Source organism: Micromonospora sp. WMMA1363 (assembly GCF_030345795.1).
In the GTDB taxonomy this organism is placed as follows: domain Bacteria; phylum Actinomycetota; class Actinomycetes; order Mycobacteriales; family Micromonosporaceae; genus Micromonospora.
Genome location: NZ_JAUALB010000001.1, coordinates 971,100 through 994,457, shown reverse-complemented (window position 1 = coordinate 994,457; position 23,358 = coordinate 971,100). Strand labels below are relative to the sequence as shown.

At 73.4% G+C, this 23,358-nt stretch carries 25 protein-coding genes; 12 read left to right on the top strand and 13 right to left on the bottom strand.

From position 1 onward, the window contains the following. Positions 1-124: 124 nt before the first annotated feature. Entirely contained in the window at positions 125-994 is an 870-nt protein-coding gene (locus QTQ03_RS04565; protein WP_289276874.1) for a PAC2 family protein, read from the top strand. Between the two features lie 133 nt (positions 995-1,127). Then, positions 1,128-1,919, top strand: coding sequence for a GntR family transcriptional regulator (locus tag QTQ03_RS04560; RefSeq protein WP_289276873.1), 792 nt, complete (start codon positions 1,128-1,130; stop codon positions 1,917-1,919). A 181-nt stretch (positions 1,920-2,100) separates the two neighbouring features. Here QTQ03_RS04560 and mshC read toward each other — a convergent pair whose 3' ends face one another. From mshC to QTQ03_RS04540, 4 genes are all read right to left on the bottom strand, one after another. Further along, positions 2,101-3,339: a cysteine--1-D-myo-inosityl 2-amino-2-deoxy-alpha-D-glucopyranoside ligase gene (gene mshC, locus QTQ03_RS04555; RefSeq protein WP_289276872.1), complete on the bottom strand. Its 1,239-nt coding sequence runs from the start codon at positions 3,337-3,339 to the stop codon at positions 2,101-2,103. Positions 3,340-3,406: 67 nt separating this feature from the next. Further along, positions 3,407-4,225: an SCO1664 family protein gene (locus tag QTQ03_RS04550; protein ID WP_289276871.1), complete on the bottom strand. Its 819-nt coding sequence runs from the start codon at positions 4,223-4,225 to the stop codon at positions 3,407-3,409. Beyond that, positions 4,222-4,797: a DUF3090 domain-containing protein gene (locus QTQ03_RS04545; protein ID WP_289276870.1), complete on the bottom strand. Its 576-nt coding sequence runs from the start codon at positions 4,795-4,797 to the stop codon at positions 4,222-4,224. Before QTQ03_RS04545 ends, QTQ03_RS04550 begins: the two co-directional genes overlap by 4 nt. 99 nt (positions 4,798-4,896) lie before the next feature. Next, positions 4,897-5,616, bottom strand: coding sequence for an MSMEG_4193 family putative phosphomutase (locus QTQ03_RS04540; protein ID WP_289276869.1), 720 nt, complete (start codon positions 5,614-5,616; stop codon positions 4,897-4,899). A gap of 128 nt (positions 5,617-5,744) precedes the next feature. Here QTQ03_RS04540 and QTQ03_RS04535 point away from each other — a divergent pair, with 128 nt between their 5' ends. Then, on the top strand, positions 5,745-6,026 hold the full coding sequence (locus QTQ03_RS04535; RefSeq protein ID WP_289276868.1) for a hypothetical protein: 282 nt from the start codon (positions 5,745-5,747) through the stop codon (positions 6,024-6,026). 47 nt (positions 6,027-6,073) lie between these two features. Here the strand turns inward: QTQ03_RS04535 and QTQ03_RS04530 are convergent, their stop codons facing one another. Further along, positions 6,074-6,910, bottom strand: a complete 837-nt coding sequence (locus QTQ03_RS04530; RefSeq protein ID WP_289276867.1) for an undecaprenyl-diphosphate phosphatase — start codon at positions 6,908-6,910, stop codon at positions 6,074-6,076. Continuing rightward, positions 6,907-7,959: an LLM class F420-dependent oxidoreductase gene (locus QTQ03_RS04525; RefSeq protein ID WP_289276866.1), complete on the bottom strand. Its 1,053-nt coding sequence runs from the start codon at positions 7,957-7,959 to the stop codon at positions 6,907-6,909. Before QTQ03_RS04525 ends, QTQ03_RS04530 begins: the two co-directional genes overlap by 4 nt. A gap of 190 nt (positions 7,960-8,149) precedes the next feature. Here QTQ03_RS04525 and QTQ03_RS04520 point away from each other — a divergent pair, with 190 nt between their 5' ends. Both QTQ03_RS04520 and QTQ03_RS04515 read left to right on the top strand, forming a co-directional pair. After that, the gene (locus QTQ03_RS04520; protein WP_289276865.1) at positions 8,150-9,121 is read left to right on the top strand and encodes an aldo/keto reductase; all 972 of its coding nucleotides are present in this window, start codon (positions 8,150-8,152) and stop codon (positions 9,119-9,121) included. A 157-nt stretch (positions 9,122-9,278) separates the two neighbouring features. Beyond that, positions 9,279-9,470 carry a DUF5703 family protein gene (locus tag QTQ03_RS04515; protein WP_289276864.1) on the top strand — a complete coding sequence of 64 codons (192 nt, stop codon included), beginning with the start codon at positions 9,279-9,281 and terminating at the stop codon, positions 9,468-9,470. A gap of 109 nt (positions 9,471-9,579) precedes the next feature. Here the strand turns inward: QTQ03_RS04515 and QTQ03_RS04510 are convergent, their stop codons facing one another. Both QTQ03_RS04510 and QTQ03_RS04505 read right to left on the bottom strand, forming a co-directional pair. Beyond that, positions 9,580-10,236 carry a hypothetical protein gene (locus QTQ03_RS04510; RefSeq protein WP_289276863.1) on the bottom strand — a complete coding sequence of 219 codons (657 nt, stop codon included), beginning with the start codon at positions 10,234-10,236 and terminating at the stop codon, positions 9,580-9,582. A gap of 53 nt (positions 10,237-10,289) precedes the next feature. Next, positions 10,290-11,615 (bottom strand): M20/M25/M40 family metallo-hydrolase, encoded by a 1,326-nt coding sequence (locus tag QTQ03_RS04505; protein WP_289276862.1) that lies wholly within the window; start codon positions 11,613-11,615, stop codon positions 10,290-10,292. A gap of 279 nt (positions 11,616-11,894) precedes the next feature. On the opposite strand from QTQ03_RS04505, the gene QTQ03_RS04500 reads away from it, so the two are divergent. Both QTQ03_RS04500 and QTQ03_RS04495 read left to right on the top strand, forming a co-directional pair. Next, complete coding sequence (locus QTQ03_RS04500) at positions 11,895-12,893, top strand: LysR family transcriptional regulator (protein WP_289276861.1); 999 nt, start codon at positions 11,895-11,897, stop codon at positions 12,891-12,893. Positions 12,894-12,912: 19 nt separating this feature from the next. Next, a complete protein-coding gene (locus QTQ03_RS04495) occupies positions 12,913-13,155 on the top strand; it encodes a hypothetical protein (protein WP_289276860.1) in 243 nt (80 codons plus the stop codon). 93 nt (positions 13,156-13,248) lie between these two features. On the opposite strand, the gene QTQ03_RS04490 is transcribed toward QTQ03_RS04495, so the two are convergent. The 3 genes from QTQ03_RS04490 to QTQ03_RS04480 are packed head-to-tail and all read right to left on the bottom strand — an operon-like array spanning position 13,249 to position 16,331. Continuing rightward, positions 13,249-13,599: a DUF3140 domain-containing protein gene (locus QTQ03_RS04490; RefSeq protein WP_289276859.1), complete on the bottom strand. Its 351-nt coding sequence runs from the start codon at positions 13,597-13,599 to the stop codon at positions 13,249-13,251. Beyond that, positions 13,599-13,763, bottom strand: a complete 165-nt coding sequence (locus QTQ03_RS04485) for a hypothetical protein (RefSeq protein WP_289276858.1) — start codon at positions 13,761-13,763, stop codon at positions 13,599-13,601. Before QTQ03_RS04485 ends, QTQ03_RS04490 begins: the two co-directional genes overlap by 1 nt. A gap of 15 nt (positions 13,764-13,778) precedes the next feature. Beyond that, positions 13,779-16,331: an ATP-dependent Clp protease ATP-binding subunit gene (locus QTQ03_RS04480; protein WP_289276857.1), complete on the bottom strand. Its 2,553-nt coding sequence runs from the start codon at positions 16,329-16,331 to the stop codon at positions 13,779-13,781. Between the two features lie 129 nt (positions 16,332-16,460). Here QTQ03_RS04480 and QTQ03_RS04475 point away from each other — a divergent pair, with 129 nt between their 5' ends. The 5 genes from QTQ03_RS04475 (at position 16,461) to QTQ03_RS04455 (ending at position 21,706) form a co-directional block, all read left to right on the top strand. Beyond that, positions 16,461-16,865 carry an NYN domain-containing protein gene (locus tag QTQ03_RS04475; RefSeq protein WP_289276856.1) on the top strand — a complete coding sequence of 135 codons (405 nt, stop codon included), beginning with the start codon at positions 16,461-16,463 and terminating at the stop codon, positions 16,863-16,865. A 123-nt stretch (positions 16,866-16,988) separates the two neighbouring features. Continuing rightward, positions 16,989-17,249, top strand: a complete 261-nt coding sequence (locus QTQ03_RS04470) for a hypothetical protein (RefSeq protein WP_289276855.1) — start codon at positions 16,989-16,991, stop codon at positions 17,247-17,249. A gap of 8 nt (positions 17,250-17,257) precedes the next feature. Further along, positions 17,258-18,376: a thioesterase domain-containing protein gene (locus QTQ03_RS04465; RefSeq protein ID WP_289276854.1), complete on the top strand. Its 1,119-nt coding sequence runs from the start codon at positions 17,258-17,260 to the stop codon at positions 18,374-18,376. Beyond that, positions 18,369-21,044, top strand: coding sequence for an FtsK/SpoIIIE domain-containing protein (locus QTQ03_RS04460; protein ID WP_289276853.1), 2,676 nt, complete (start codon positions 18,369-18,371; stop codon positions 21,042-21,044). Before QTQ03_RS04465 ends, QTQ03_RS04460 begins: the two co-directional genes overlap by 8 nt. Beyond that, positions 21,041-21,706, top strand: coding sequence for a hypothetical protein (locus QTQ03_RS04455; protein WP_289276852.1), 666 nt, complete (start codon positions 21,041-21,043; stop codon positions 21,704-21,706). The genes QTQ03_RS04460 and QTQ03_RS04455 overlap by 4 nt, the downstream gene beginning before the upstream one ends. Positions 21,707-21,787: 81 nt before the next feature. Here the strand turns inward: QTQ03_RS04455 and QTQ03_RS04450 are convergent, their stop codons facing one another. Together QTQ03_RS04450 and QTQ03_RS04445 are read right to left on the bottom strand one after the other, a co-directional pair. Then, the gene (locus QTQ03_RS04450) at positions 21,788-23,059 is read right to left on the bottom strand and encodes a cupin domain-containing protein (RefSeq protein WP_289276851.1); all 1,272 of its coding nucleotides are present in this window, start codon (positions 23,057-23,059) and stop codon (positions 21,788-21,790) included. A gap of 10 nt (positions 23,060-23,069) precedes the next feature. Next, entirely contained in the window at positions 23,070-23,348 is a 279-nt protein-coding gene (locus QTQ03_RS04445; RefSeq protein ID WP_289276850.1) for a hypothetical protein, read from the bottom strand. Positions 23,349-23,358 lie beyond the last annotated feature (10 nt).

Below are 23,358 nucleotides of genomic sequence, written 5' to 3'. Positions count from 1 at the left end.
GCCCGCGTTCCGTTCCGGCACGTAGGCTGACAGATGTGAGGGACTACAGCGACACTGCCGTGCACGGCGGGCGACCGGTCGGGGACCAGCCCGGCGCCGCCCCCGACCGGAGCGAGGTGACGGCGTGACCGAGTTCGACGGACTGCCGGTGCTGCGGTCTCCCGTGGCCATCGCCGCCTTCGAGGGCTGGAACGACGCCGCCGACGCGTCGACCGCCGCGGTGGAGCAGCTGGAACAGGTGTGGCAGGCCCGGCCGATCACCGAGCTGGACCCGGAGGACTTCTACGACTTCCAGGTCAGCCGGCCCACCATCACCATGTCCGACGGGGAGACCCGCCGGGTGGAGTGGCCGACGACCCGGTTCATGGTGGCCAGCCCGGCCGGCACCGACCGGGACGTGGTGCTGATCCGCGGCATCGAGCCGAGCATGCGCTGGCGTACCTTCTGCGAGCAGGTGCTGGAGATCTGCCACAGCTTGGAGGTCGAGCGGGTCGTCCTGCTCGGCGCACTGCTGGCGGACGTGCCGTACACCCGGCCGCTACCGATCAGCGGCAGCGCCTCCGACAAGGACGCGGCCGAGCGCTACCAGCTCACTCCCACCCGCTACGACGGCCCGACCGGCATCGTCGGGGTGCTGCACGACGCGTGCGCCCGCGCCGAGGTGGACGCGGTGTCGTTCTGGGTACACGTGCCGCACTACGCCAACAACCCGCCCTGCCCGAAGGCAACCCTCGCCCTGCTGCACCGGGTCGAGGAGGTGCTTGACCTGCCGGTCCCGATGGCCGATCTCGCGGAGGAGGCCGCCGAGTGGGAGCAGCGGGTGCGCAGTGCCGCCGAGCAGGACGCGGAGCTCGGTGAGTACGTCCGTGAGCTGGAGGAACGGGTCGGCGACGCCGGTATCACCCCGCTGACCGGGGACGAGATCGCCCAGGAGTTCGAGAAGTACCTGCGGCGCCGCGGTGGCTCCGCCGGCCCCACCGCTGGCTCCTGGTGACCGCTCCCCTGACCTGACCTGTTCTGACCAAGTCCGGTTTCTCTGTTGCGTTCCCGCTGGCCGGGTTCCGCGGTGGCGAACATCACATCGCGTATGGCATCCTAGGAACCTAGCTGTGATCGAGGAGATGGGTATGCAGATCAACCCAGGCGCGGCCGAGTTCCCGCATCGGCAGATCGCCGCGCAGCTCAAGGCACAGGTCCGCCGCGGCGACTGGGGACCGGGCGAGCGACTGCCGTCCATCCCGGCCATCGCCGAGACGTTCGGCGTCGCGAAGCAGACCGTGCAACGCGCCGTCGACCAGCTGCGAGTCGAGGGCATTCTGATCACCAAACCCGGCTCGGGTACCTACGTCCGCGGCACCCGACGTCGACTCAACCGCCTCTCCCGGGGCCGGTACGGCGGGTTCCGCGGCTACCACACCGACCTCGCCGCCCGGTACCGGCAGCAGCTCGTTTCGGTCGGGCCCGCCTCCGCCCCGCCCGAGGTGGCCGACGTGTTCGGCGTGCCCGACGGCACCGACCTGCTCCGCCGCCGGCACCTGGTGCACACCGAGGACTCCCCGGTCGAGGTGGGCGCCTCCTGGTTCCTGCCGGCCGACACCGCCGGCACCTCCCTGGAACGGGCGGAGGCGTTCGGCCGCCCGCTCTACCAGGAAGCCGAAGAGGCGACCGGCCGGCGTTACGTATCCGCCACCGACACGATCAGCGCCCGCCAGCCCAGCCGGGAGGAGGCGGAGATCCTCCAGATCCGCCCCGACACCCCCGTGCTGCACCTGCTGCACGTCGCGTACGACGGGCGCCGCAAGCCGATCGAGGTCGCCCAGGCCACCTGGCCCGGCCCGGTCACCACACTGACCGAGGAGTACCAGATCCCCGCCCCGGCCGCCGACCCCGACCCCGATCCTGGTCTCGTCCTCGGCTGACGTCCCGGCCCCGCGTGGCGCCCCGACGACCCGCCCGCCGCCCAGTACGCCACAACCGCCCGGCCTCTGGACACGCCGCCCCGACCGCCCGGCGCCGTTCGAGCACCGGTCGCTGGCCGCCGGATGATTCGGCTACGCGCTCACGTCGACGGCGCGGCGGCGAACACCATGCCTCCCGGCGTCAGAGACCGACGCCGAGCAGGGCGTCCACCGTGGCCGCGAACCGTGCCGGTGCCGCGGAGTCGGCGCCGGCTCCGGCGAGCGCCGCATCTGCCCAGACGTCCGCCAGGGCGAGCACGCCCGGGGTGTCGAGGTCGTCGGCGAGGCGCTCGCGTACCCCGGCCAGGAAGTCCTCGCCCGACGGCCCGGACGGCGCGGCGGCGGCCCGTCGCCAGCGGCCCAGCCGCTCCTGCGCGGTGCCGAGCAGGTCGTCGGTCCAGGAGCGGTCGGTACGGTAGTGCCCGCTCAACAGGGCCAGCCGCACCGCCATCGGATCGACCTTGTCCGCCCGCAACCGGGACACGAAGACCAGGTTGCCCCGGGACTTCGACATCTTCTCGCCGTCCAGGCCGATCATGCCGGCGTGCACGTAGTGCTCAGCGAACGGTGCGGTACCGGTGAGCCGCTCGGCGTGCGCGGCCGAGCACTCGTGGTGCGGGAAGAGCAGGTCGTTGCCGCCGCCCTGCACGTCGATCCGGTCGCCGAGCAGGGTGAGCGCGATGACCGCGCACTCGATGTGCCAGCCGGGCCGGCCCGGGCCCAGATCCCCGCCAGGCCAGGACGGCTCGTCCCCCCGGGCGCCCCGCCACAGCAGCGGGTCGAGCGGGTCGCGCTTACCGACCCGCTCGGGGTCGCCACCGCGCTCCGGGAATATCTCCAGCATCTGCTCCCGGGTCAGGTTCGACTCGTACCCGAAGCGGGGCGCGGCAGAGATGTCGAAGTAGACATCGCCGGTGCCGTCGTCCAACCGGTATGCGGCGCCCTCCTTGAGCAGCACCAGAACCTTCTCGGCGATGTCCGGGATCGACTCCACCGCGCCCACGTAGTGCGCCGGCGGGATCATCCGCAACGCCTCCATGTCCTCCCGGAACAGGGCGGTCTCCCGCATCGCCAGGACCTTCCAGTCCTCGCTGTCGCGGGCGGCCCGCTCCAACAGCGGGTCGTCGATGTCGGTGACATTCTGCACGTACGTCACGTCGAGACCGGCGTCGCGCCACACCCGCTGCACCAGGTCGAAGGTGATCATTGTCGCGGCGTGGCCGAGGTGCGTGGCGTCGTAGGGGGTGATGCCGCAGACGTACATCGTGCCCGTACCGGCCGGCGTGCTGGGCGCCGTGCTCCGCCGCGCCGAGTCGAACAACCTCAGCGGCCCGCCGTTGCCCGGCAGCCGCGGCACCTCGTGCCCCGCCCAAGACTCCATGGCCGCCAGCCTAACCAGCCGCCGGGCGGCTCCGGGCCACACCATCGGTGATCAACGTGACAGTAGTTCACATGGGCGGCCAGGGCACCGCGGGCCACTCCGGCGACGGTTGCGGGAACCGACCGGCGGCACGCAACCGCTCGATCCGGCCGGCCAGCTCCGTCACCTCGCCGAGGGTCAGATGCTCGGCCAGTTCCTCGCCGAGGTCGCCGGCGACCTGACCGGTGAGCGCGTCGAGCATCTCCACCGCGTCCGGCGGCAGTTCACGGCCGGACCACCCCCACAGGATGGTACGCAGCTTCTCCTCCACGTGGAAGCTCACGCCGTGGTCGACCCCGTACACCCGGTCGTTCGGGCCGACCAGCACATGTCCGCCCTTGCGGTCGGCGTTGTTGATTACCACGTCGAGGACGGCGAGGCGGGCCAGCCGCGGGTCGTCGGCGTGCGCCAAGGCGTACGGGGTGCCGTCGTCGTCCCGCGCGGCGGCGATCGGGAACCAGCGCGGCGGCAGCGCGGCAGCCGGCACGAACCCGACCAGCGGTTCACCGTCGGCCGGCTCGTCGATCCAGAGCTGGCAGGAGCCGGGACCGAACGGACCGTCCCGCAGCACCGTCGGCGGCACCAGGCCCCACCCGGTGGCCCGGGAGACCAGGTACGCGGCAACCTCCCGTCCGGCGAGCGTGCCGTCCGGGAAGTCCCACAGCGGCCGCTCGCCCCGCACCGGTTTGTAGACGCAGCTGGCGGTCATTCCGTCCAGGGTCAGCACCCCGCGCAGAGTGGTGTTCGAGGCGTCCACCAGCCGACCCTCCAGGTCGAGGACGCCGTCTCGGAGCAGCCGGAGCGCGGCGTCACCGTCCTGGCGAGGTTGCAGGTCGGACAAGGTCACCGGTGGTAACCGTTGTGCCGAGGGCAAAGGTGGCCCGCGGGGTCGAGCGGCTGGCCGCAGAGGGGGCAGGGCGGGCGGCCGGCGTTGACCACCCTCCGGGCCCGTTCGATGAACTGGCGGGTCGCCTCCGGGGTCAGCCGCACCCGGAGCCGGTCCAGGTCCTCGTCCGGCTCATCGTCGTCGGACTCCTCGTCATCCGGCTCGCCCAGCTCGGCCTCCACCTCCGCCTCGCCGACGGCGATCGCCTCGATCACCACCGTCTCGGTGTCGACATCGAAGGCCAGCCCCAGCGTGCCGACCCGGAACTCCTCGTCGACCGGCGTGTCCAGCGGGTCGTTGTCGCCGACGGCGTTACCCAGCTCCGGCAGCTTCACCCCGAACCGGCGCTGGGCCTCGGAGAGCAGTTCCTCCAGCTTCTCCGCCAGCAGCGAGACCTGCACCTTCTCCAGCGCGACGCTGACCAGCCGACCGCCACCGCGCGCCTGCAGGAAGAACGTGCGATCCCCCGGCGGCCCGACGGTTCCGGCGACGAACCGCTCCGGCGGCTCGAAGGCGTGCACCTGGTGGGTCATACCCTCGACCCTATCCGGCGCGTCCACCGGGCGCGCACCCCACCGACCCGAATCGTCACCCGGGCGGCACGCCCGATTACCGGCTGACCCGGCTCCGCCTCACCCGGCCGCCGGTCCCCCGCCGCCACCGACCGCCGCGTCGGAGTCGGTCGCGCGGGGCGACCGGCGGCGGCGCTTGCGCGGCGGCGGCGGCGCCAAAGCCGCCAGGTCGCCGCCGGTGTCGTTGAGCCGTACCAGGAACGGCCGCAGCGGGGTGTAGCGGATCGCCGTGACCGACGCCGGGTCCGCGACGATGCGCTGGAAGAGATCGAGGTGCACGCCCAACGCGTCCGCCACGATCGCCTTGATCACGTCGCCGTGGGTACAGGCCAACCACACCGCCTCGGCACCGTGCTCGGCGGTCACCCGGGCGTCCCAGGTACGCACCACGGCGACCGCCCGCGCCGCCATCGCGGCCATCGCCTCCCCCTCGGGAAAGACCGCCGCACTGGGATGCTGCTGGACGACCGGCCACAGCGGCTCCTTCGCCAGCTTCTTCAACGGCTGCCCCTCCCAGCTGCCGTACCCACACTCGATCAGCCCCTCCTCCACGACCGGCGTGGCATCGGGCAACGCCAGCTCGAGCGTCTGCCGGCAGCGGATGAGCGGGCTGGTCACCACGGCGGTGAGCGGAACCGGCTTGAGCCGCGCCCCGACCGCGGCGGCCTGCGCCCGCCCGGTCACGTCCAACTCGACCGGCTGCCGGCCGGCCAGCCCACCGTCGGCGTTCGCGGTCGTCCGGCCGTGCCGCAGAAGCAGAAGGGTCGCCACGGTGACCACCCTAGAGGCCGTGTCCCGGTCCCGGTTGGTCCGGCCGCGTCGGCGTGCCCGACGGTCACGCTGAGGGACTCGACGGTGACTTGACGGGCCGCGGGCAACAACAACTCGTATCGAGCGTTCCGCCACGAATGGTTCGGCACGCCGCACTACCCCCCGAGCGTGGCCGTCCGGGCAAGCCGCGGGCGGGGGTCGTGTACGCCTCGTGGAACGGCTCGACCCAGACCGCGGCTTGGCAGGTGCTGGCCGGACCCGACCCGGGTTCCCTGTCGGTGGTGGTCGGACACGCCCCGCGGACCGGGTTCGAGACGACGGTCGCAACCGGTCGTCGAGGACCGTACTTCCAGGTGAGGGCGCTGGACCGGGACCGGAACGTCCTCGGTACCTCGGTCGTCACGAAACTCGCCGACTGACCACAGCGACGGCAGTCCTTCCTCGTACCCGCCTTCCTCGTACCCGGTCAGGTGGCACTGATCGTGCCGGTCATCAGCAGGGCGAGCACCAGCGTGCCCACGGCCACCCGATACAGCACGAAGACGTACAGGGTGTGGTGCGCGACGTAGCGCAGCAGCCAGGCGATGGCCGCGTACCCAACGCCGAACGCGAGGATCGTGGCGACGACCATCTGGGCGGCGGTCGGGACCGAGGTGCCCGGGGCCGCCGGCGCGAACACGTCACCGAGGCTGAAGATCCCGGACATCACCACCGCGGGGATGGCCAGCAGGAACGAGTACCGGGCGGCCGTCTCCCGGGTCAGGTTGAGCAGCAGACCGGCGGTGAGCGTGCCACCGGAACGGGAGACGCCCGGGATCAACGCCATCGCCTGGGCGAAGCCCATCACGACGCCGTCGCGCATCCGGAAACTCGCCAGCGTACGCGTCTGCCGCCCCCAGTACTCGGCGAACGCCAGCACGAACGCGAACACGATCAGCGTGGTGGCGACCAACCACAGGTTCCGGCCGGCGGTGCGGATCTGGTCCTTGAACAGAAAGCCGAACAGCCCGATCGGGATCGAGCCGACGATCACGTACCAGGCCATCCGGTAGTCAAGGCTGGACCGCACCGAACGGTCCCAGATCCCCACGACCCAGGTGCGGGTGATCCGCCAGATGTCCTTGGCGAAGTAGATCAGCACGGCCGCCTCGGTGCCCAGTTGGGTCACGGCGGTGAACGACGCTCCGGCGTCTCGCTCGAAGAAGATCGCTGAGGTGACCCGCAGGTGCCCGGAGGAACTGATCGGCAGGAACTCGGTGAGCCCCTGGACGATACCCAGGACGATGGCCTCGACCCAGGTCACTCCCCAACTCCCGAGAGGTCCAGGGCTTCGGCGACGGTGCGCAGCGTCTGCGCGCCGCTCTCCCGGTCGGCGACGAACAGGGTGACCGACAACGTGGTGACTCCGGCGGCGGCGTACTCCCGCATCCGCTCGGCGATGCGCTCCTTCGGGCCGAGCAGGGAGGTGCGGTCGATGAACTCCGTCGGCACCGCGGCCGCCGCGTCGCGCTGCCGCTTGGCCAGGTAGAGGTCCTGCACCTCGCGGGCGGCGTCGCCATACCCCATCCGGGTGGCGAGCTGGTTGTAGAAGTTCTGCTGCCGGCTGCCCATGCCGCCGACGTAGAGGGCCGCGTACCAGCGGACCAGCTCGGCGCAGGAGGAGATGTCGTCGCCGATGACGACCGGCACCGACGGCACCACGTCGAACCCCGCCAGCTCCTTGCCGGCCTTGGCCCGACCGGCCCGGACGCTGGCCAGTTGCTCCTCGGCGAACTCGGGGGCGTAGAAGACGGCCAGCCAGCCGTCGGCGATCTCCCCGGCGAGCTCCAGGTTCTTCGGGCCGACGGCGGCGAGGTAGATCGGGACCTGCTCGCGCGGCGGGTGGAAGCCCAGACGCAGCGCCTTGCCGGGCCCGTCGGGCAGCGGCAGCGTGTAGAACTCGCCGTCGTAGCTGACCTCCTTGCGGGCCACCGCCATCTTCACGATGTCGACGAACTCGCGGGTCCGGGCCAGGGGCTTACCGAACCGTACGCCGTGCCAGCCCTCGGAGACCTGCGGCCCGGACACACCCAGGCCGAGCCGGAACCGGCCGCCGGACAGCGCGTCGATCGTCGCCGCGGTCATCGCGGTCATCGCCGGCGTCCGGGCGGGGATCTGCATCACCGCGCTGCCCAGGTCGATCCGCTGGGTCTGGCCGGCCATCCAGGCAAGCATGCTCGGCGAGTCGGAGCCGTAGGCCTCCGCCGCCCACACCACCGAGTAACCGAGCCGGTCCGCCTCCTGGGCCAGAGCCAGGTGGTCGGCCGGCGTGCTCCACGCCGTCTGATATCCGAGGCTGAGTCCGAGTCGCACTAGGTCCTCCCCCATCCGCACCACAGGTCGCATCAGGTTACGCAATGCCGTCGCCGCACCCGATCACCGGCTCACGAAAACCGATGGGGGCAGGGGTGCGGTGGCCAGGACGAGCGGATTTACGCCTGAACCGGCAGACTTGCCGGGAGCGAGGATATCGGTGCGGCCCCGTTGGAAATAAGGTTCACGCATGCAACAGCGACCGCTCGGCCGAAGCGGGCTGGCGGTTTCGCGGCTCGCCCTCGGCACCATGACCTGGGGCCGGGACACCGACGCCGACGATGCGGCCGCCCAGCTGAAGAGCTATCTCGACGCGGGCGGCAACCTGATCGACACGGCTGACGTCTACGGTGACGGCGACGCCGAATCGGTGATCGGCTCGCTGCTGGGCACGCTGGTCCCGAGGGAAGATCTGCTCATCGCCACCAAGGCGGGTCTGCGCCCCGGCGGCAGTCGACGCCGCGACGGCTCCCGCGGGCACCTGCTGCGGACGCTGGACGCCTCGCTGCGCCGGCTCGGCACCGATCACGTCGATCTGTTCCAGGTACACGGATATGATCCGGACACGCCGTTGGAGGAGACCCTCGCCGCGCTGGACCACACGGTGGCCAGCGGGCGCGTCCGCTACGTGGGCCTGTCCAACTTCTCCGGGTGGCAGACCGCGCGCGCCGCGGCGTGGCAGGCCGGCTGGCCAGGCCGAGCCCCGGTGGTGGCCGCCCAGGTGGAATACTCGCTGCTGGAGCGCGGCATCGAGCGGGAGGTGCTCCCCGCCTGCGAGGCCCTCGGGCTGGGGGTCCTGCCCTGGTCGCCGCTGGGGCGCGGGGTGCTCACCGGCAAGTACCGGCACGGCCGGCCGGCCGACTCCCGGGCCGCGTCGCCGCACTTCGAGCGGTTCGTCGCCACCTACCTGGAGCCGCGCTGCTCCAGCATCGTGGAGGCGGTCGCCACAGCCGCGGATGGGCTCGGCGTCTCTCCGCTGGAGGTCGCGCTGACCTGGATCCGCGACCGGCCGGGCGTGGTCGCGCCGATCCTGGGCGCGCGGACCGTCGGGCAGTTGCTCGGTGCGCTCCAGGTCGAGCGGATGACGCTGCCCGACGAGATCGTCACCGCGCTCGACGACGTCTCGGCCGTGGAGGTCGGCTACCCGGAACGCGACGGCTGACCGGGTGCGGCCCGGGGCAGGGACCACGCTGCTGGCGGCGAACGTTCCCGCACCGGATAGCCGCCCGTGCGGGCGGACGTCGGGTACGCCGGACACGGGGCGCGGCCAAACCCGCCGGGGGTGGCGCCGGTCCTGCGGGCTGGGCAGCATAGGGCCCATGGACTACGAATACGCGCCGCTGCGGTTGCCACCGAATGTCGACCGGTTGACCGCCACGGCGCAGCTGGCGATCCAGGCGGAGTTCTCCGGATGGGAGTTGGCCCGGGTGCGGCTGTTCCGGGACGGCACGCGGCAGGTGATGCTGCGTCGGCGGCGAATCAACCAGCCGCAGCCGGGCCTGTCGTACTGACGGACCACCAGAGTCCACCCACCGCACCCGGCGGGCCGCCGCACCCGGGGCCCGCACCGCTCGCTCGCTCGGTCGGGGCCCCGGGGCCCGCCCACTGGCCAGTCCCCGGTCAGTGGGCGTGGTCGTGCTCCTCGTCGTCGAGTTCCAGGAACGGGTGCTCGTCGAGCCGGCCGACGAGCCGGTCGTCGGGAGCCGGGTGGAACGGGCCGACCGGGTCGTCGTCGTCGAAGGACTCCAGGTCGACGGGGGCGCCGACCTCGCTGACCATCACCACACCGTCGAGCGGCTCCAACTCCGGCACGTCCAGCGCGGCGAGCGAGCCATCCCCGCTCTGCAGCAGCTCCAGTACGGCCTCGCCCACACCCTCGACGGGGGCGGCCTCGTCCTCGGCGGGAGTGCCGTCGCGCCGGGCCGCCTCGGCGGCCCGGATCAGCGCCGCCACACTGGGCACCCGGTAGTCGCGCCGCTGACGCACCGAGATGACCCGCGGATGCGGATCGTTCTGTTCGGCTCCGTCGAGGCCGCCGAAGCGCTGGTCCGCCTCGTCCGGGTCGATCGAATCGACGTCCCACGGGGTGACTTCACCGAAGGCGTCCATCAGCTGCTCGTCATAGGCGTACGACGCGTTGTTCAACGCCACGTACGCCTGCCAGACGTCGTCGTCGTCGATGCGGCCCTGCGCGGCCCGGACGGCGGCCAGGTGGTGGCGGGCCGCTTCGATGACGCGTTCGAGTGCGGCGTCCAGCTCACCGTGCTGGTCGGTCATATGCGGCGTCCCTTCGATGTTCGAGAAATAACGCGCCGGAGACCGGACGCGGGTCAGCAGGTGCGGAGGAACCGGTCGAGCACCCGCACGCCGAACTGTAGTCCGTCCACCGGAACCCGCTCGTCGATGCCGTGGAACAGCGCGGCGAAGTTCAGGTCGGCCGGCAGCCGCAGCGGCGCGAAGCCGAAACAGCGGATGCCGAGCTGCGAGAACGCCTTCGCGTCGGTGCCGCCGGAGAGCATGTACGGCACCGGCCGGGCGCCCGGGTCCTCGGCGCGCAGCGCCGCGGACATCGCGGCCACCAGGTCACCATCGAAGGTGGTCTCCAGCGCCGGCTGGCGCTGGAGATACTCGATGTCGATCTCCGGGCCGACCAGCTCGCGCAACTGCTGCTCCAACAGCTGCGACTGGCCGGGCAGACTCCGACAGTCGATGGTGGCGGTGGCCCGCCCGGGGATGACGTTGTCCTTGTACCCGGCCGCGAGCCGGGTCGGGTTGGCGGTGTTACGGACGGTCGCGCCGATGATGCTGGCGATCGGGCCGAGCTTGGCGATCGCGGTTTCCGGGTCGTCCGGGTCCAGCTCGATGCCGAGCACCTCCGACACCTCCTCCAGAAACGCCCGCACCGTGTCGGTGACCACGACCGGGAAGCGGTGCCGGCCGACCCGGGCGACCGCCTCGGCGAGCGCGGTGACGGCGTTGTCGTCGTGCATCATCGAGCCGTGGCCGGGGCGCCCCTTGGCGTGCAGGCGCAGCCAGTCGATGCCCTTCTGGGCGGTCTCGATCAGGTAGAGCCGCCGGCTGTCGTCGACCGTGTACGAGAAGCCGCCCACCTCACCGATCGCCTCGGTGCAGCCGTCGAAGAGTTCCGGGTGCCGGTGCACCAGGAAATGCGCGCCGTAGTCGCTGCCGGCCTCCTCGTCGGCGGTGTACGCGAGCACGATGTCCCGGGACGGCTGGACGTTGGTGCGCTGCCACCGCCGGACGACCGCGAGCACCATCGCGTCGAAGTCCTTCATGTCGATCGCGCCCCGGCCCCACAGGTAGCCGTCGCGCAGTTCCCCGGAGAACGGATGCACCGACCACTCGTCGGCGTCGGCCGGCACCACGTCCAGGTGGCCGTGCACGAGCAGGGCGGGACGGCCCGGGTCGGCGCCGGGAATGCGGGCGACCACGTTCGCCCGGCCGGGCGCCGACTCGTGGATCGTGGACTCCACGCCGACGTCGGCGAGCTTCTCCGCCACGTACTCGGCCGCGCGGCGCTCACCGGCGCTGGTGTCGTTGTCGCCGGTGTTGGTGGTGTCGATGCGTAGCAGATCCCGGCAGAGGTCGACGACCTCGTCGGTGGGCACGGGGTGCGCGGGGGCGTCGCTCGTCATCGCTTCTTAATACCAGCCGCACGCCCCGGCAGGTCGCCGCGCCCCGCCACACCGCCCGTGCGGTGGCCGGCCCGTCCCGCCCGGCCACCCACCGGGCAACCGGCTCGAGCCGGCGGTCGCGGTGGTCGGCAGGGGCCGCGACGCGGTGACCGGGCGATCGGCGCACCTGACCGATCCGGCGGATCCGTCGCGGCGGCAGGGAGTGGCACTTCACACATCGGGGCTCGTTGATCCCCCCGAGCCCTTCCCCAAGCCGCCGCACCGCCCTACCGTCTGTCTATGAACCTGGAGCTCCGCCACCTCCGGGTGGTCTGCGCGATCGCCGAGACGGGCAGCGTGACCAAGGCGGCCTCGACGCTCGGTCTGGCCCAGCCGGCGCTCACCGCCCAGCTCCAACGCATCGAACGCACCCTCGGTGGCCCACTGTTCGAGCGCGACCGGCGCGGTGCCCGGCCCACCGCGCTGGGCGAGCTGGTGCTCGCCCGCGCCCGGGTGCTGCTGCCGGCGATGAAGGGCCTGCAGGACGAGGCCGCCCGACTGGCCGGTGCCGGCGACGCCCCACGCCGGTACCGGTTCGGCGGGGTCAACAGCCCGATCCTCGGCCGCCTGGTGCACCGGCTCGCCGCCGAGCAGCCACACCCGCAGATCACCACCTACGCCTCGTGGTCGGTGGACGAGCTTGCCCAGCTCGTCGCCGGCGGCCGGCTGGACTTCGCCCTCAACGGCGTCTGCGGCGACTCCAGCCCATCCGGCGACTACGGGTTGTGCTGGCGGGAGGTGTCGATCGACCCGGTGCACGTGCTGCTGCCGGAGGCCCACCCACTGGCCACCCGGGAGGAGGTCCGCCTGGCGGACCTGCGGCACGAGCAGTGGGTGGCCGCGCCCGGCGACGGTTGCTTCGGCGACTGCTTCGCCGCCGCCTGCGCCCGGGCCGGCTTCACCCCCCGCAAGGTGTACGAGGCGGACGTGCGCGGTTGCCTGGACCTGGTGGACGCGGGCGAGGGGGTCGCGCTGTGCCAGGCCACCTTCCGTCCGGTCGCCGGCCTGGTGACCCGGCGGCTGGCCGGGATCCCGCTGCGGTGGCGGCTGATGCTCGGCTGGCACCCCGACGCCCCGGCCGCCCGGGTCGCCGATCTGGTGTTGGAGACGGCGCTGGCCGCCTACACCGACTCGCTGGCGGCGCACCCGGCGTACCTGGCCTGGCTGCTGCGCAACCCCGGGTTCGGAGCCCGCGGTCCGGCGGCCGCCGGACCGGTCGGTGGGGTGCGAACGGCGTGACGCCGGGTATCAGGCGGGCATGACTGACCTGTACCCCGCCGCCGACGACCGCGAGATCCTGCGGCAGGCGGCAGCCGCGCACACCGCCGCCGCCCGGGACGTGGAGTCGTTCCTGCGGCGCCTGCCCGAGGTGCCCGACCCGGCCGACGTCACCGAGTACGCCAACCTGCTCGCCCGGGAGGAACAGACCCGGGCCGACCGGGAGGTCGCGGCGGACGCCGCCGGCCTGACAGTCGGCAGCCTGGAGTCGGGCCAGGGCTGACCCGCACGGGTGACCGGGACGTTGCCGCCGCGGCGGGCACGTGACGACACCGTCCCGGTCGACGGGCCGGCGCTGGTGACGTCGTCGGCTGGTTCAGCGTTCCACGAGCACGTCGTGGCCGAGGTCCAGCAGGGAGTGCCGCCACTCGTCGTCGGCGTTTCCCCGGGGTGGTTTCGCGTCCATTAGGTCCTGGATCAGCTCGATCGTGTCGCGCATCGTCCGGATGTCGTCCGGGGTCAGGTCCACCTTGCGTTTGGTCAGGACCCGCAGAATGCGCCGGCCCGGCTCGGGCAGGCCGAGGTCAGGGTCGGGGCCGAACGTCTCCTCCCCGGAGCCCCGGGTGAGCAGCCACTGCCGCAGCTTTTCGGACGGCACGTTGACCTGCTCGTGGAAGTCGTCCCAGAGCACCTCCACCTCGGGGTCGAGCCGCTGCTCGCGTACCATCAGCTCTCCTCTCGCCGGCGGTCGGACGGTGGCTGGTCCGACTCGTCGGTCTGCTGGCCCAGACCCTCCGGCGGCACCTGCACCCGGGCGGGGTTCGCCGTCGGTGGCGCCAGGATCGGTTCGGTCGATTCGGTGTTCTCCCGGCTCTCCTCGGGTTCGGTCACGTCGGGCCTCCCGACTCATCGAGGGTGCGACGTCGTGGCGGCGCGATGGCCGCGCCCACCCTCGGCGACATCGAAGGTGAGCTGTCCGTCCCGGGCGTCCACGACGACCTTCTGGCCGGACGAGACCTCGTCTTCCAGCAGCATCCGGGAAAGCCGGTTGTCCACCTCCCGCTGGATCACCCGGCGCAGCGGGCGGGCCCCGAACTCCGGCTGGTAACCGTGCTCGGCCAGCCAGTCGGTGCCGGCGGTGGTGACGTCCACCTCGATGTCCTGCGCGTGCATCCGCCGGCGGGTCTCCTCCAGCAGCAGCCCGGTGATCTGGCGCAGCTGCTCGGCCTCGAGGCGGCGGAAGACGATGACCTCGTCGATCCGGTTGAGGAACTCCGGCCGGAAGTTCTCCTGGAGCCGGCGCATGAGCCGCTCGCGTAGATCGTCGTTCTCCCCGCCGCCTGGCTCACCGGCGCCGAAGCCGACCGCGCGCTGGGTGCCGGTGATCAGTTCCGACCCGAGGTTGCTTGTCATGATCAGGACGGTGTTCTTGAAGTTCACCGTGCGGCCCTGGCTGTCGGTGAGCCGCCCGTCGTCGAGCACCTGGAGCAGGATGTTGAACACGTCCGGGTGCGCCTTCTCGATCTCGTCGAGCAGCACCACCGCGTACGGGCGACGGCGCACCGCCTCGGTGAGCTGCCCGGCCTCCTCGTATCCGACGTACCCGGGCGGCGCACCGACGAGCCGGCTGACGGTGTGCCGTTCCTGGAACTCGCTCATGTCGACGCGGACCATCCGGTCGGACTCGCCGAAGAGCGCCTCGGCGAGCACCCGGGCCAGTTCGGTCTTGCCGACGCCGGTGGGGCCGAGGAACAGGAAGCTGCCCATCGGCCGGTCGGGGTCGGCCAGGCCGGTACGGGAGCGGCGCACCGCCTCGGCGACGGCACTGACCGCGTCGTCCTGGCCGACGACCTTCTCGTGCAGGTAGCCCTCCAGCCGCAAGAGCCGGTCCCGCTCCTCCTCGGTGAGCTGCTGAACCGGGATGCCGGTGGCCCGGGACACCACCTCGGCGATCTCCGGCGGTCCGACCGCCGGCACCTGCGTGGCGGCCCCCTCGTCGCCACGGGCGCGGCGGATCTGCTCCTCGAGTTCGGCGACCCGGTCCCGCAGGGCGGACGCCTTCTCGTACCGCTCGTCGGTGACGGCCTGCTCCTTGTCCCGGCGCACCTCGTCGAGTTGCTGCTCCAACTCCCGCACGTCGGCGGCCGGGGTGCGGGTACGCAGGCGGATTCGGGCGCCCGCCTGGTCGATGAGGTCGATCGCCTTGTCCGGTAGGAAGCGGTCGGTGAGGTACCGGTCGGACAGCTCGGCGGCGGCGACGAGCGCCTCGTCGGTGAAGCGGACCTGGTGGTGGGCCTCGTAGCGGTCGCGCAGGCCACGCAGGATGGCCACGGTGTCCTCGACGCTCGGCTCGGGCACGAAGACCGGCTGGAAGCGGCGGGCCAGTGCGGCGTCCTTTTCGATGCTGCGCCGGTACTCGTCCAGTGTGGTCGCACCGATCACCCGCAACTCGCCGCGGGCCAGTGCAGGTTTGAGCATGTTGGACGCGTCCATGCTGCCCTCGCTGCCGGCGCCGCCCGCGCCGACCAGGGTGTGGATCTCGTCGAGGAAGATGATCAGCTCCTCGCGGTGCGTCCGGATCTCGTCGATGACCTTCTTCAGCCGCTCCTCGAAATCTCCTCGGTAGCGGGTACCGGCGACCAGTCCGGCGAGGTCGAGCTGGATCACCCGCTTGCCGACCAGCGTCTGCGGCACGTCGCCGTCGCAGATGCGCTCCGCGAGACCCTCCACGATGGCGGTCTTGCCGACCCCGGCCTCGCCGATGAGCACCGGGTTGTTCTTGGTCCGCCGGGACAGGATCTCCACCGCCTGTTCGATCTCCTCGGCGCGCCCGATCACCGGGTCGATCTGGTCGTTGTGGGCGAGGTCGGTGAGGTCCTGGCCGTACTGGTCGAGGGTCGGGGTGCCCCGGTCCGGCCTCGGCCCGGCCATCGGTCCCCGCTCGGCGTTGGCCGCCTGTAGCGACTCGGGTTGGATCCGACCGGCGGCGAGCATCCGCCCGGCCGGCGACTCCGGGTTCAGCGGCAACGCCATCAGGATGTGCTCTGGGCCGATGTAGTTGGCACCCATGGCGCGGGAGAGCTGGTGGGCGTCGAGCAGCGCCCGCTTGGCCGCGGGGGTGAGTGAGAGGTTCGGTGGGACCTCGCCGCGTGGCGCGCCGTCCCCCCGACCGCCGAGCGCGTTGACCAACGTGTCCGGGTCGGCACCGGCCCGGCGGATCAGGTCGCGCAGCGGTTCGCGTTGCAGGGCCGCCCAGAGCAGGTGGTCGGTGTCCAGGTCGTTGCTGTGCTTCTGGGCCGCTCGCCGGGCCGCGTCGGCGAGCATCTCCCGGGCGTCGGCGGTCATCAGCCGGGTGATGTCGACCCGGTGCGCTGGCCTGCGCCCGCCCTCGCTCCGGCCGAAGTACCGGGCCAGGAACTCGTCCCATGGGTCGGAGCCGAAGTCGCCGGGTCCCATCATCTCTGTCCTCCGCTGCTCGGGCGCGGCACGGTCGCCAGGGGCTACCCGGCGGTCGCGTGGGCAAACGCCACCGGCGCCACGCCCGGTGCCACGCCCCGGTGCGGCTCCGCCGGATGGCAGGCTGTCGGTATGGACGCCAGGCCGCTGCTGATCGTGGATGCCGCCAACGTGGTCGGGTCCCGGCCGGACGGATGGTGGCGGGACCGGGCCGGGGCCGCCGGCCGGCTGCGGGACTCGCTGCTCCCGCTTGCCACCTCCGGTGTGCCGCCGGAACTGCCGCCGCCGGTGGACGTGGTGTTGGTGGTCGAGGGCGCGGCTCGGGGGATCGACCCAGCGCCGGGGATCCGGGTGGTGGCGGCGGAGCGCTCCGGCGACGACGCGATCGTCGACCTGGTCGCCGCCGCCCCGCAGCGCCGCCGGTTGGTTGTCACCGCCGACCGGGCGCTGCGCGAACGCGTGACGCGGCGGGGTGCCGAGGTGTACGGGCCACGCTGGTTGACCGACCGGGACACCCACCCCCGGGAGTCCCATTGATCGGACTTCCGACGCGTCCGGGTGGCAACCGGTCAGTAGAGAAGAACACTGACAGGGCGGATGTTCTCTCCCCGCGGCCGATAGGCTCTAATGGAGGCCTCCCCGCCCCCAGGAGGTTCCGCCGTGGCGAGCGTCGCCGAGCTCAAGGCAGCCATCGATGTCGCGCTCCAACAGATCGGCGACGGCCAGAGCGCCGTGCAGGCGGCCGGTGAGAAGTTGGCCGAGGCGCAGCAGACCCTGGCCGGCGCGTTGGAGGGCAGCGGGCACGAGACAGTGGACGCCGCCCAGGCGTCGCTGACCCAGGCCGGCCAGGAGTTGGAGGAGTGCCTCGCCGCGACCCTGGTGGCGGTCGAGCAGGCGCAGCTGTACGTCGCGACCCTCTGACCGCCGCCGTGTCCATCGTCGAGGATTTCGCCGCCCAGGTGCGCGCCGCCACCGATGACCTGCCGCTCGGCCAGCTGACCCTCGCCCTGGAGCGGTTCGGGCTGGCCGCCGAGCGGCTGCGCTGGGTACGCCAGGAGTCCGCCGACCCGATGGGGGTCCCGGAGCTGTCCAGCGCGATCGAGCACGCCGAGACCGCCGGGTACGCGCTGCGCGTGGCACAGGAGCAACTGTCTGCGTACCTGGCAGCGATCGGACTCGCACCCGACGGCGGGCCCACGCCGGGAACGGCGCCCGAGCAGCGACGGCCCGCGCACGACCCGCCCGACGCGGCGCCGAGGGTGGTGGTCGCGCCCGAGCCGGCGGCTGACACGCCCGCGCCGCGCTGGTGGGCGGTCCGGGTGGCAGAGCTGACCGGCGGCACCGCCACTGTGGCGGACCGCCCCGACGGGGCCGCCACCGACCCCGGTGAGCTGCTGCGCCGCGTCGTCCGCGAGGTCCGCTCCGGCGACCGGGAGCGGCTGCGGGCCGAGCTGGGCCGCACGCACGCCGACGTCGGCCTGGGCCTGGCGGCGGTTGCGCCACCCCTGCTGCGGGAGCTGGCCGGGGAGCTGCTCGGCCACCCGCCACGCGCGGAGGATTTGCCCCGGCTGCACCGGGCGCTGGACGGCCGGGTCCGGGATTTGCTGCCAGGCTTGCCCGCCCCGGTGCTGGAGACCCTGCTCACCCGGGTCTGCCGGATGCCACCGCCCCGTCGCGCCGACGACGAGCGCCCACACGCGGCCGATCCGGCGGTCAGCGCCGGCGTCCTCGCCGGTGTCCTGCTCGACCGCCTCGGGCGGGAGCTGCCGACCGACGAGGAGCGAGAGCGCCGGGCCACGGACGTACGGGGCCGGCAGGCCGGAGTCGAGGACCGACGGCGGGCCGCCGTGGAACGCGACCGGGCGGCCGACGCCGAGTGGAAGCGCCGCGCCGCCGCCCGGGAGCAGGCCGACGCCGCCCGCGCTCGGGTAGCCGCCGGCCAGCAGCGGGCGACCGAGGTACGCCGCACGGCGCCGACAACCGACCGGCCCGGCCCAGCCGGGACCCCGGCGTGGCGGACGCCGTACCGACGGAACGTCGATGGCTGACCGGCGCGCGCAGCTCGCCGCCCGGGTCCGGCGGACACTCGGCGAGGCCCTCGGGGCTGCCCGGACCCGGGTGGCCGGGGCGCAGGCGGAGGTGGCCGCCGAACGGGACCGACTGACCCGCGTCCGGCGGGCCGCGGCAGCGGTGCCCGCGCGGGTCGGCGCCCAGCGGGACCGTCGGCTCGCCGACATCGACGGTCGGCACGCCACCCGGATCGCGGAACTGACCCGCCGGGCAGCTGACGCGGCGCACCGGGAGGCGCCCGGTGCCGCGTCGGCCGAGTGGGAGCGGTGGCGACCCACCCCCGCCGGCCGGGCGACGCCGCAGGGGGCGCTGCGGGTGGGCACGCTCGGGGTGCCCGGCGCGGATCCCGTTCCGGCGCTGGTGCCGCTGCTCGACGCCGGTCACGTCGCGCTCGTCGGTGAGGATCGGGTGGCGAGCGAAGCTGTCGTGTCGGCGCTGCTGCTGCGCGCGATCGGCCACACCGCCCCGGGTACGGTCCGGCTGACCGGGTACGACCCGGAACACCTGGGCGGCGGGGTGGCGGGCTTCGCGCCGCTGGGCACGGCAGGGTTGCTGACGTCGGTCGGCCCGGGCGGGTTGGGCCGGCTGCTCGACGACCTGGTGGAGCACATCCGCCGGATCAACGCCGCGGTGCTCGCCGGTGAGCACGCCTCGCTGCGCGAGCTGGCCGCCGCCACCGGCCGCCGGCCCGAGCCGTGGCGGGTGGCGGTGCTGCTCGGCGGGGAGGAGCCGTCCCGGCGCGAACGCGGCCAGCTCGACCGGATCGTCCGCACCGGTGCGGCCTGCGGGGTCCATCTCGTGGTCCGGGGTCTGACGCTGCCGGACGACCCCACCGTCACCCGGATCCGGGTCGGGCCGGGCGGCGCCCGCGTCGCCGGCGCGCCGCCGGTCCACCTCGACCCGGCGCCCCCAGCCACCCTGGTCACGGAGACCTGCCGCGCGGTGGCCACCCGGGTCAACGCCGGACCGGCGCCCACCCCGTTCACCGACCTGCTCCCTGCGCCGGAGCAGATGTGGCGGGAGGATTCGGCGACCGGCCTGACCGCGCCGATCGGTGCGGGCCCGGATGGCCGACCGGTGCGGCTCGCCCTCGGTGACTACCCGCCGCACGCCCTCATCGGTGGCCCGTCCGGCACCGGCAAGACCAACCTGATCTTCGCGTGGATCGGCGCGCTCGCCGCCCGGTACTCCCCGGCCGAGCTGGAGTTCTACCTGCTGGACTTCAAGGAGGGGGTGTCCTTCGCCCGGTTCGCGCAGGGCCGGCGCGACCCGAGTTGGCTGCCGCACATGCGGCTGGTCGGCATCAACGTCAACACCGACCGGGAGTTCGGTTTGGCGCTGCTGCGTTTCCTCGCCGAGGAGCTGCGCCGGCGCGCCGACGCGGCGAAGAAGCACGAGGTCACCAAGCTCGCCGAGCTGCGGGCGGTGGACCCGACCGGGCACTGGCCACGGATCGTCGCGGTGGTCGACGAGTTCCAGATGCTGTTGGCCGGCCGGGACGCGGTCGCCCGGGAAGCCGCCGACCTGCTGGAGGACCTGGCCCGCCGCGGCCGGTCCCAGGGCATCCACCTGGTGCTCGCCTCGCAGGACGTGCGGGGCATCGAGGCGCTGTGGGGGCGGCCCGCCCTGGTCGCCCAGTTCACCCTGCGTATCGCCCTGCCGAAGGCGCTCCGGATTCTCGCCGAACGCAACGACGCCGCGCAGTCTCTGCCCCGCCACCACGCGGTCGTCAACGCCGAGTCGGGGCTGGTCGAGGGGAACGAGATCGCTCGGATCCCGGCGGCGAGCGACTGGGAGACGTGGAGCGACCTGCAACACCGGCTGTGGCGGATGCGTCCGCCCGAGGCCGCGCCGGCCCGGCTGTTCGACGGCGACGCTGTCCCCCGGCTGGCCGACGCGCCGGACTTCCGGGCGCTGTCCGCCCCGAAGACCGGCACACCGCGGGCGCCGGTGGCCCTCCTCGGCGAGATCATCGATGTGCAGGCCCGCTCCGCGGCGCTGCGGCTGCCCCGCGCACCGGGGCGCAACCTCGCCGTGCTCGGCACCCGGGTCGACGAGGCGTGCGCGGTGCTCGACGCCGCCGCCCGGTCCCTGGCCCGGCAGCACCGTCCCGGGACCGCCCGGTTCTCCATCGCCTGTCTGGACCCGGACGCCGACCCCGCCGCGCGGGCCCTCTACGAGGGCTTGGCCGCCGACGACGCCGCCTGGTACGACGAGGAGAGCGTGACCGAGTTGATGGCCGAGACCGCCGCGGGGCTGGGCACTCCGGGCGCCGGCAGCCCACACTACCTGCTGCTGTACGCGGTCGACGCGGCCGCCGGCTCGCTGGCCACCCGGGTCGACGGCTGGACCGGGCTGGAGCGGCTGCGCCGGATCCTGCACGACGGCCCCGAACGGCGGACACACGTGCTGGCCTGGTGGCGGGGCGTGGCGCGGATGCGCGCCGACCTGGGCGGGCCGGCAGCGCGCACCGATCAGATCGGCGCCTGGGTGGCGCTCGACGCGCACGGCGGCGAGCTGGGCTCGTCGCTGTACCCGGGCACCGGTGGGCCGGACTGGTATCCCCGCCCATGGCGGGGACTCTTCTTCGACCGGGCGGTGCACCGCACCGGGCAGACGGTCATCCCGTACGGGCCGGAGCGGTGAACGAATCGGTGACCGAGGAGTCGTACACGGCGCAGGTGCGCCGGCTGGCCGAGCTGACCGAGCGGGTCCAGGCCCAGCGGACGGAGGCACACACCTGGCACGACCAGCAGTGCGCCGCCGCGCGGAAGGCGGTGGCCGACGCCGAGGACCAGGTGCACCGGGCCGAACGAAACCTGGCGGCCGCCCGTGAGCTTCAGGACCGGGTCGATGCCGAGGCCACCGCGTTGTGGCAGGAGCTGCGGAACCGGCTCGGCCAGGTCGGCCGCCGGGTCGGCCCACCACCCGGACCGGTCGCGGGAGCCGTCGGGGACCCGCCGGTGCTGCTGGCCGCGGTGCGGGATCTGCTCGCCCGCGCCGGGCAGCCCGGCGAGCTGCCGGGCTCGGTGAATCCGCTGTTGGCCCTCTGCGGGGTGGCCGGCGCACTGGTCGCGTACGCGCTGGGGACGGTGGCCCGGGCGGCGGGCGACCGGTACGGGGGTGACCTGGCGGTCGGGCTGCCGGTGCTGGCGCTGGTGGTGATCCTGCTCGGGCCGCTGGTCGGTCTGGTGCCCGCGAAGGTGGTGGCCGACCGCCGGCATGCCCTGCTCGGCCCCCGCCCGGCCGCGATCGTCCTGGTCGCCGGCCTGGCGACGACGGTCCTGTTGCTCACCCTGGCCCCCTGACCGGTCGATCAGGAGGTCAACGGCGGACCGCCGGCAACGGCGTGATCGACACGGTGCGCCCGGCGGCGTCGAGCGGACCGCTCAGGCGGGGACGACCACCGCCTCGCGGAGCAGCCGGCGGGCCAGGGTGACCCGGTCGGCGTCGTCGTCCAGTCCGGGTAGGTCACCGACGCGGGTGACCTCTCCGGCGAGCAGGGCCCGCAACGCCGGTTCGCACGTGCCGGGCAGGGTCAGCGTCCGGTCGAAGATCCGAAACGCCACCTTCTCGCCCGCGGGATCGAGCCGCCACCGCAGGCCGGGACGCGGGGTGACGCGGTCGTCGGGCCCCAGCCCGGTGAGCGCGGTGGCTTGGGCGAGGGGGCGGATCGGCGCGGGTCGGGCGGCCGGCCAGGCACGCTGGCGGAGCCGGACGGCCACTGCCGCCGGGTCGGCCCGCAGCAGCCAGTCCCGCAGCGCCTCCACGGTCTCGGTCAGCTCTGGTTCGATCGCGTCCGAGTCAGACACGTCGATCCCGAACGGAAGGGTGGCCCGCAGCCGCTGGTCCTCGGCGGCGAGCGCGAGCAACTCCTCGACCAGCGTGTACCGGGTCAGCGCGCGGACGCCGACGGTCAGGTGCAGCGAGCTGGACTCCTGTGCCTGCGCGCTGTGCAGCCAGCCGCGCGGCAGGTAGAGCGCGTCGCCGGGGGTGAGCGCCACGTCGAGCGCGGCGACGCCCTCCGCGGAGGCGGCGACCTCGTCGGCTCGGCCGCCCCACGGCTGCCGCTCCAGCGGCTCCGGCAGCACGGGCGGATGGACCCGCCAGTGCTTGCGGCCGTCCACCTGGAGCACGAACACGTCGTGGGTGTCGTAGTGGGTGCCGAAGCCCTGACTGCCGGCGGGGGTCAGATAGGCGTTGACCTGCAACGGCTGCCCCACGGCCAGGCCGAGGTCCCGAGCGAAGTCGTGCACGGTGGGCCAGGTGCGGTGCAGCCCCTGGAGCACCAGGGTGGCGCCGCCGGCGTACAGGTCGAGGACCTTCTCGTCGAGGACCTGGTCGCCGATCTCGGCGCCGGCGCCACCACCGCCGGTGTAGCGCGCCGCCGGCACCAGCTCACCGTCCTTGGCGACCCGTAGGAAGGGGGTACGCAGGCCGCGGCGGCTGAGCAGGTCGTCGGCGTCGGCGGGACTGAGTAGGTCGGTGAAGCCACAGGGGTTGGGCAGCTCGTCGGCGCGGGACAGCAGCGGGGTGCGCCCCCAGTGGGCGGTGGCGAACTTGGCCGGCTCGACGGACACGCAGCGGGCGAGGGCGATGGTGGCGACGGCGGACGGATCCGCCGGGCGCCCCTGGCCAGCCGGCGGGTCGGTGTGGCTCACGGCGTGCCGCTCAGGAGGCGCTGCCGTCGGCGCCGCCGTCCTGCTTCCCCGGCGTCGCGCCGCCGTCGGCCGGGCCCTCCGCGCCACCGTCGGCGCCGCCGTCCTGCTTCCCCGGCGTCGCACCGCCGTCGGCCGGGCCCTCCGCGCCACCGTCGGCGCCCCGGTCGGCACCGCGGTCGGCGCCACCGTCGGCCCCGCCGTCCTGCTTCCCCGGGGTCGCACCGCCGTCGGCCGGCCCTTCGAGACCACCGCCGCCACTGGTCGTCATGTCGTCGTCGTTGAGTGCCATGGTGCTCCCT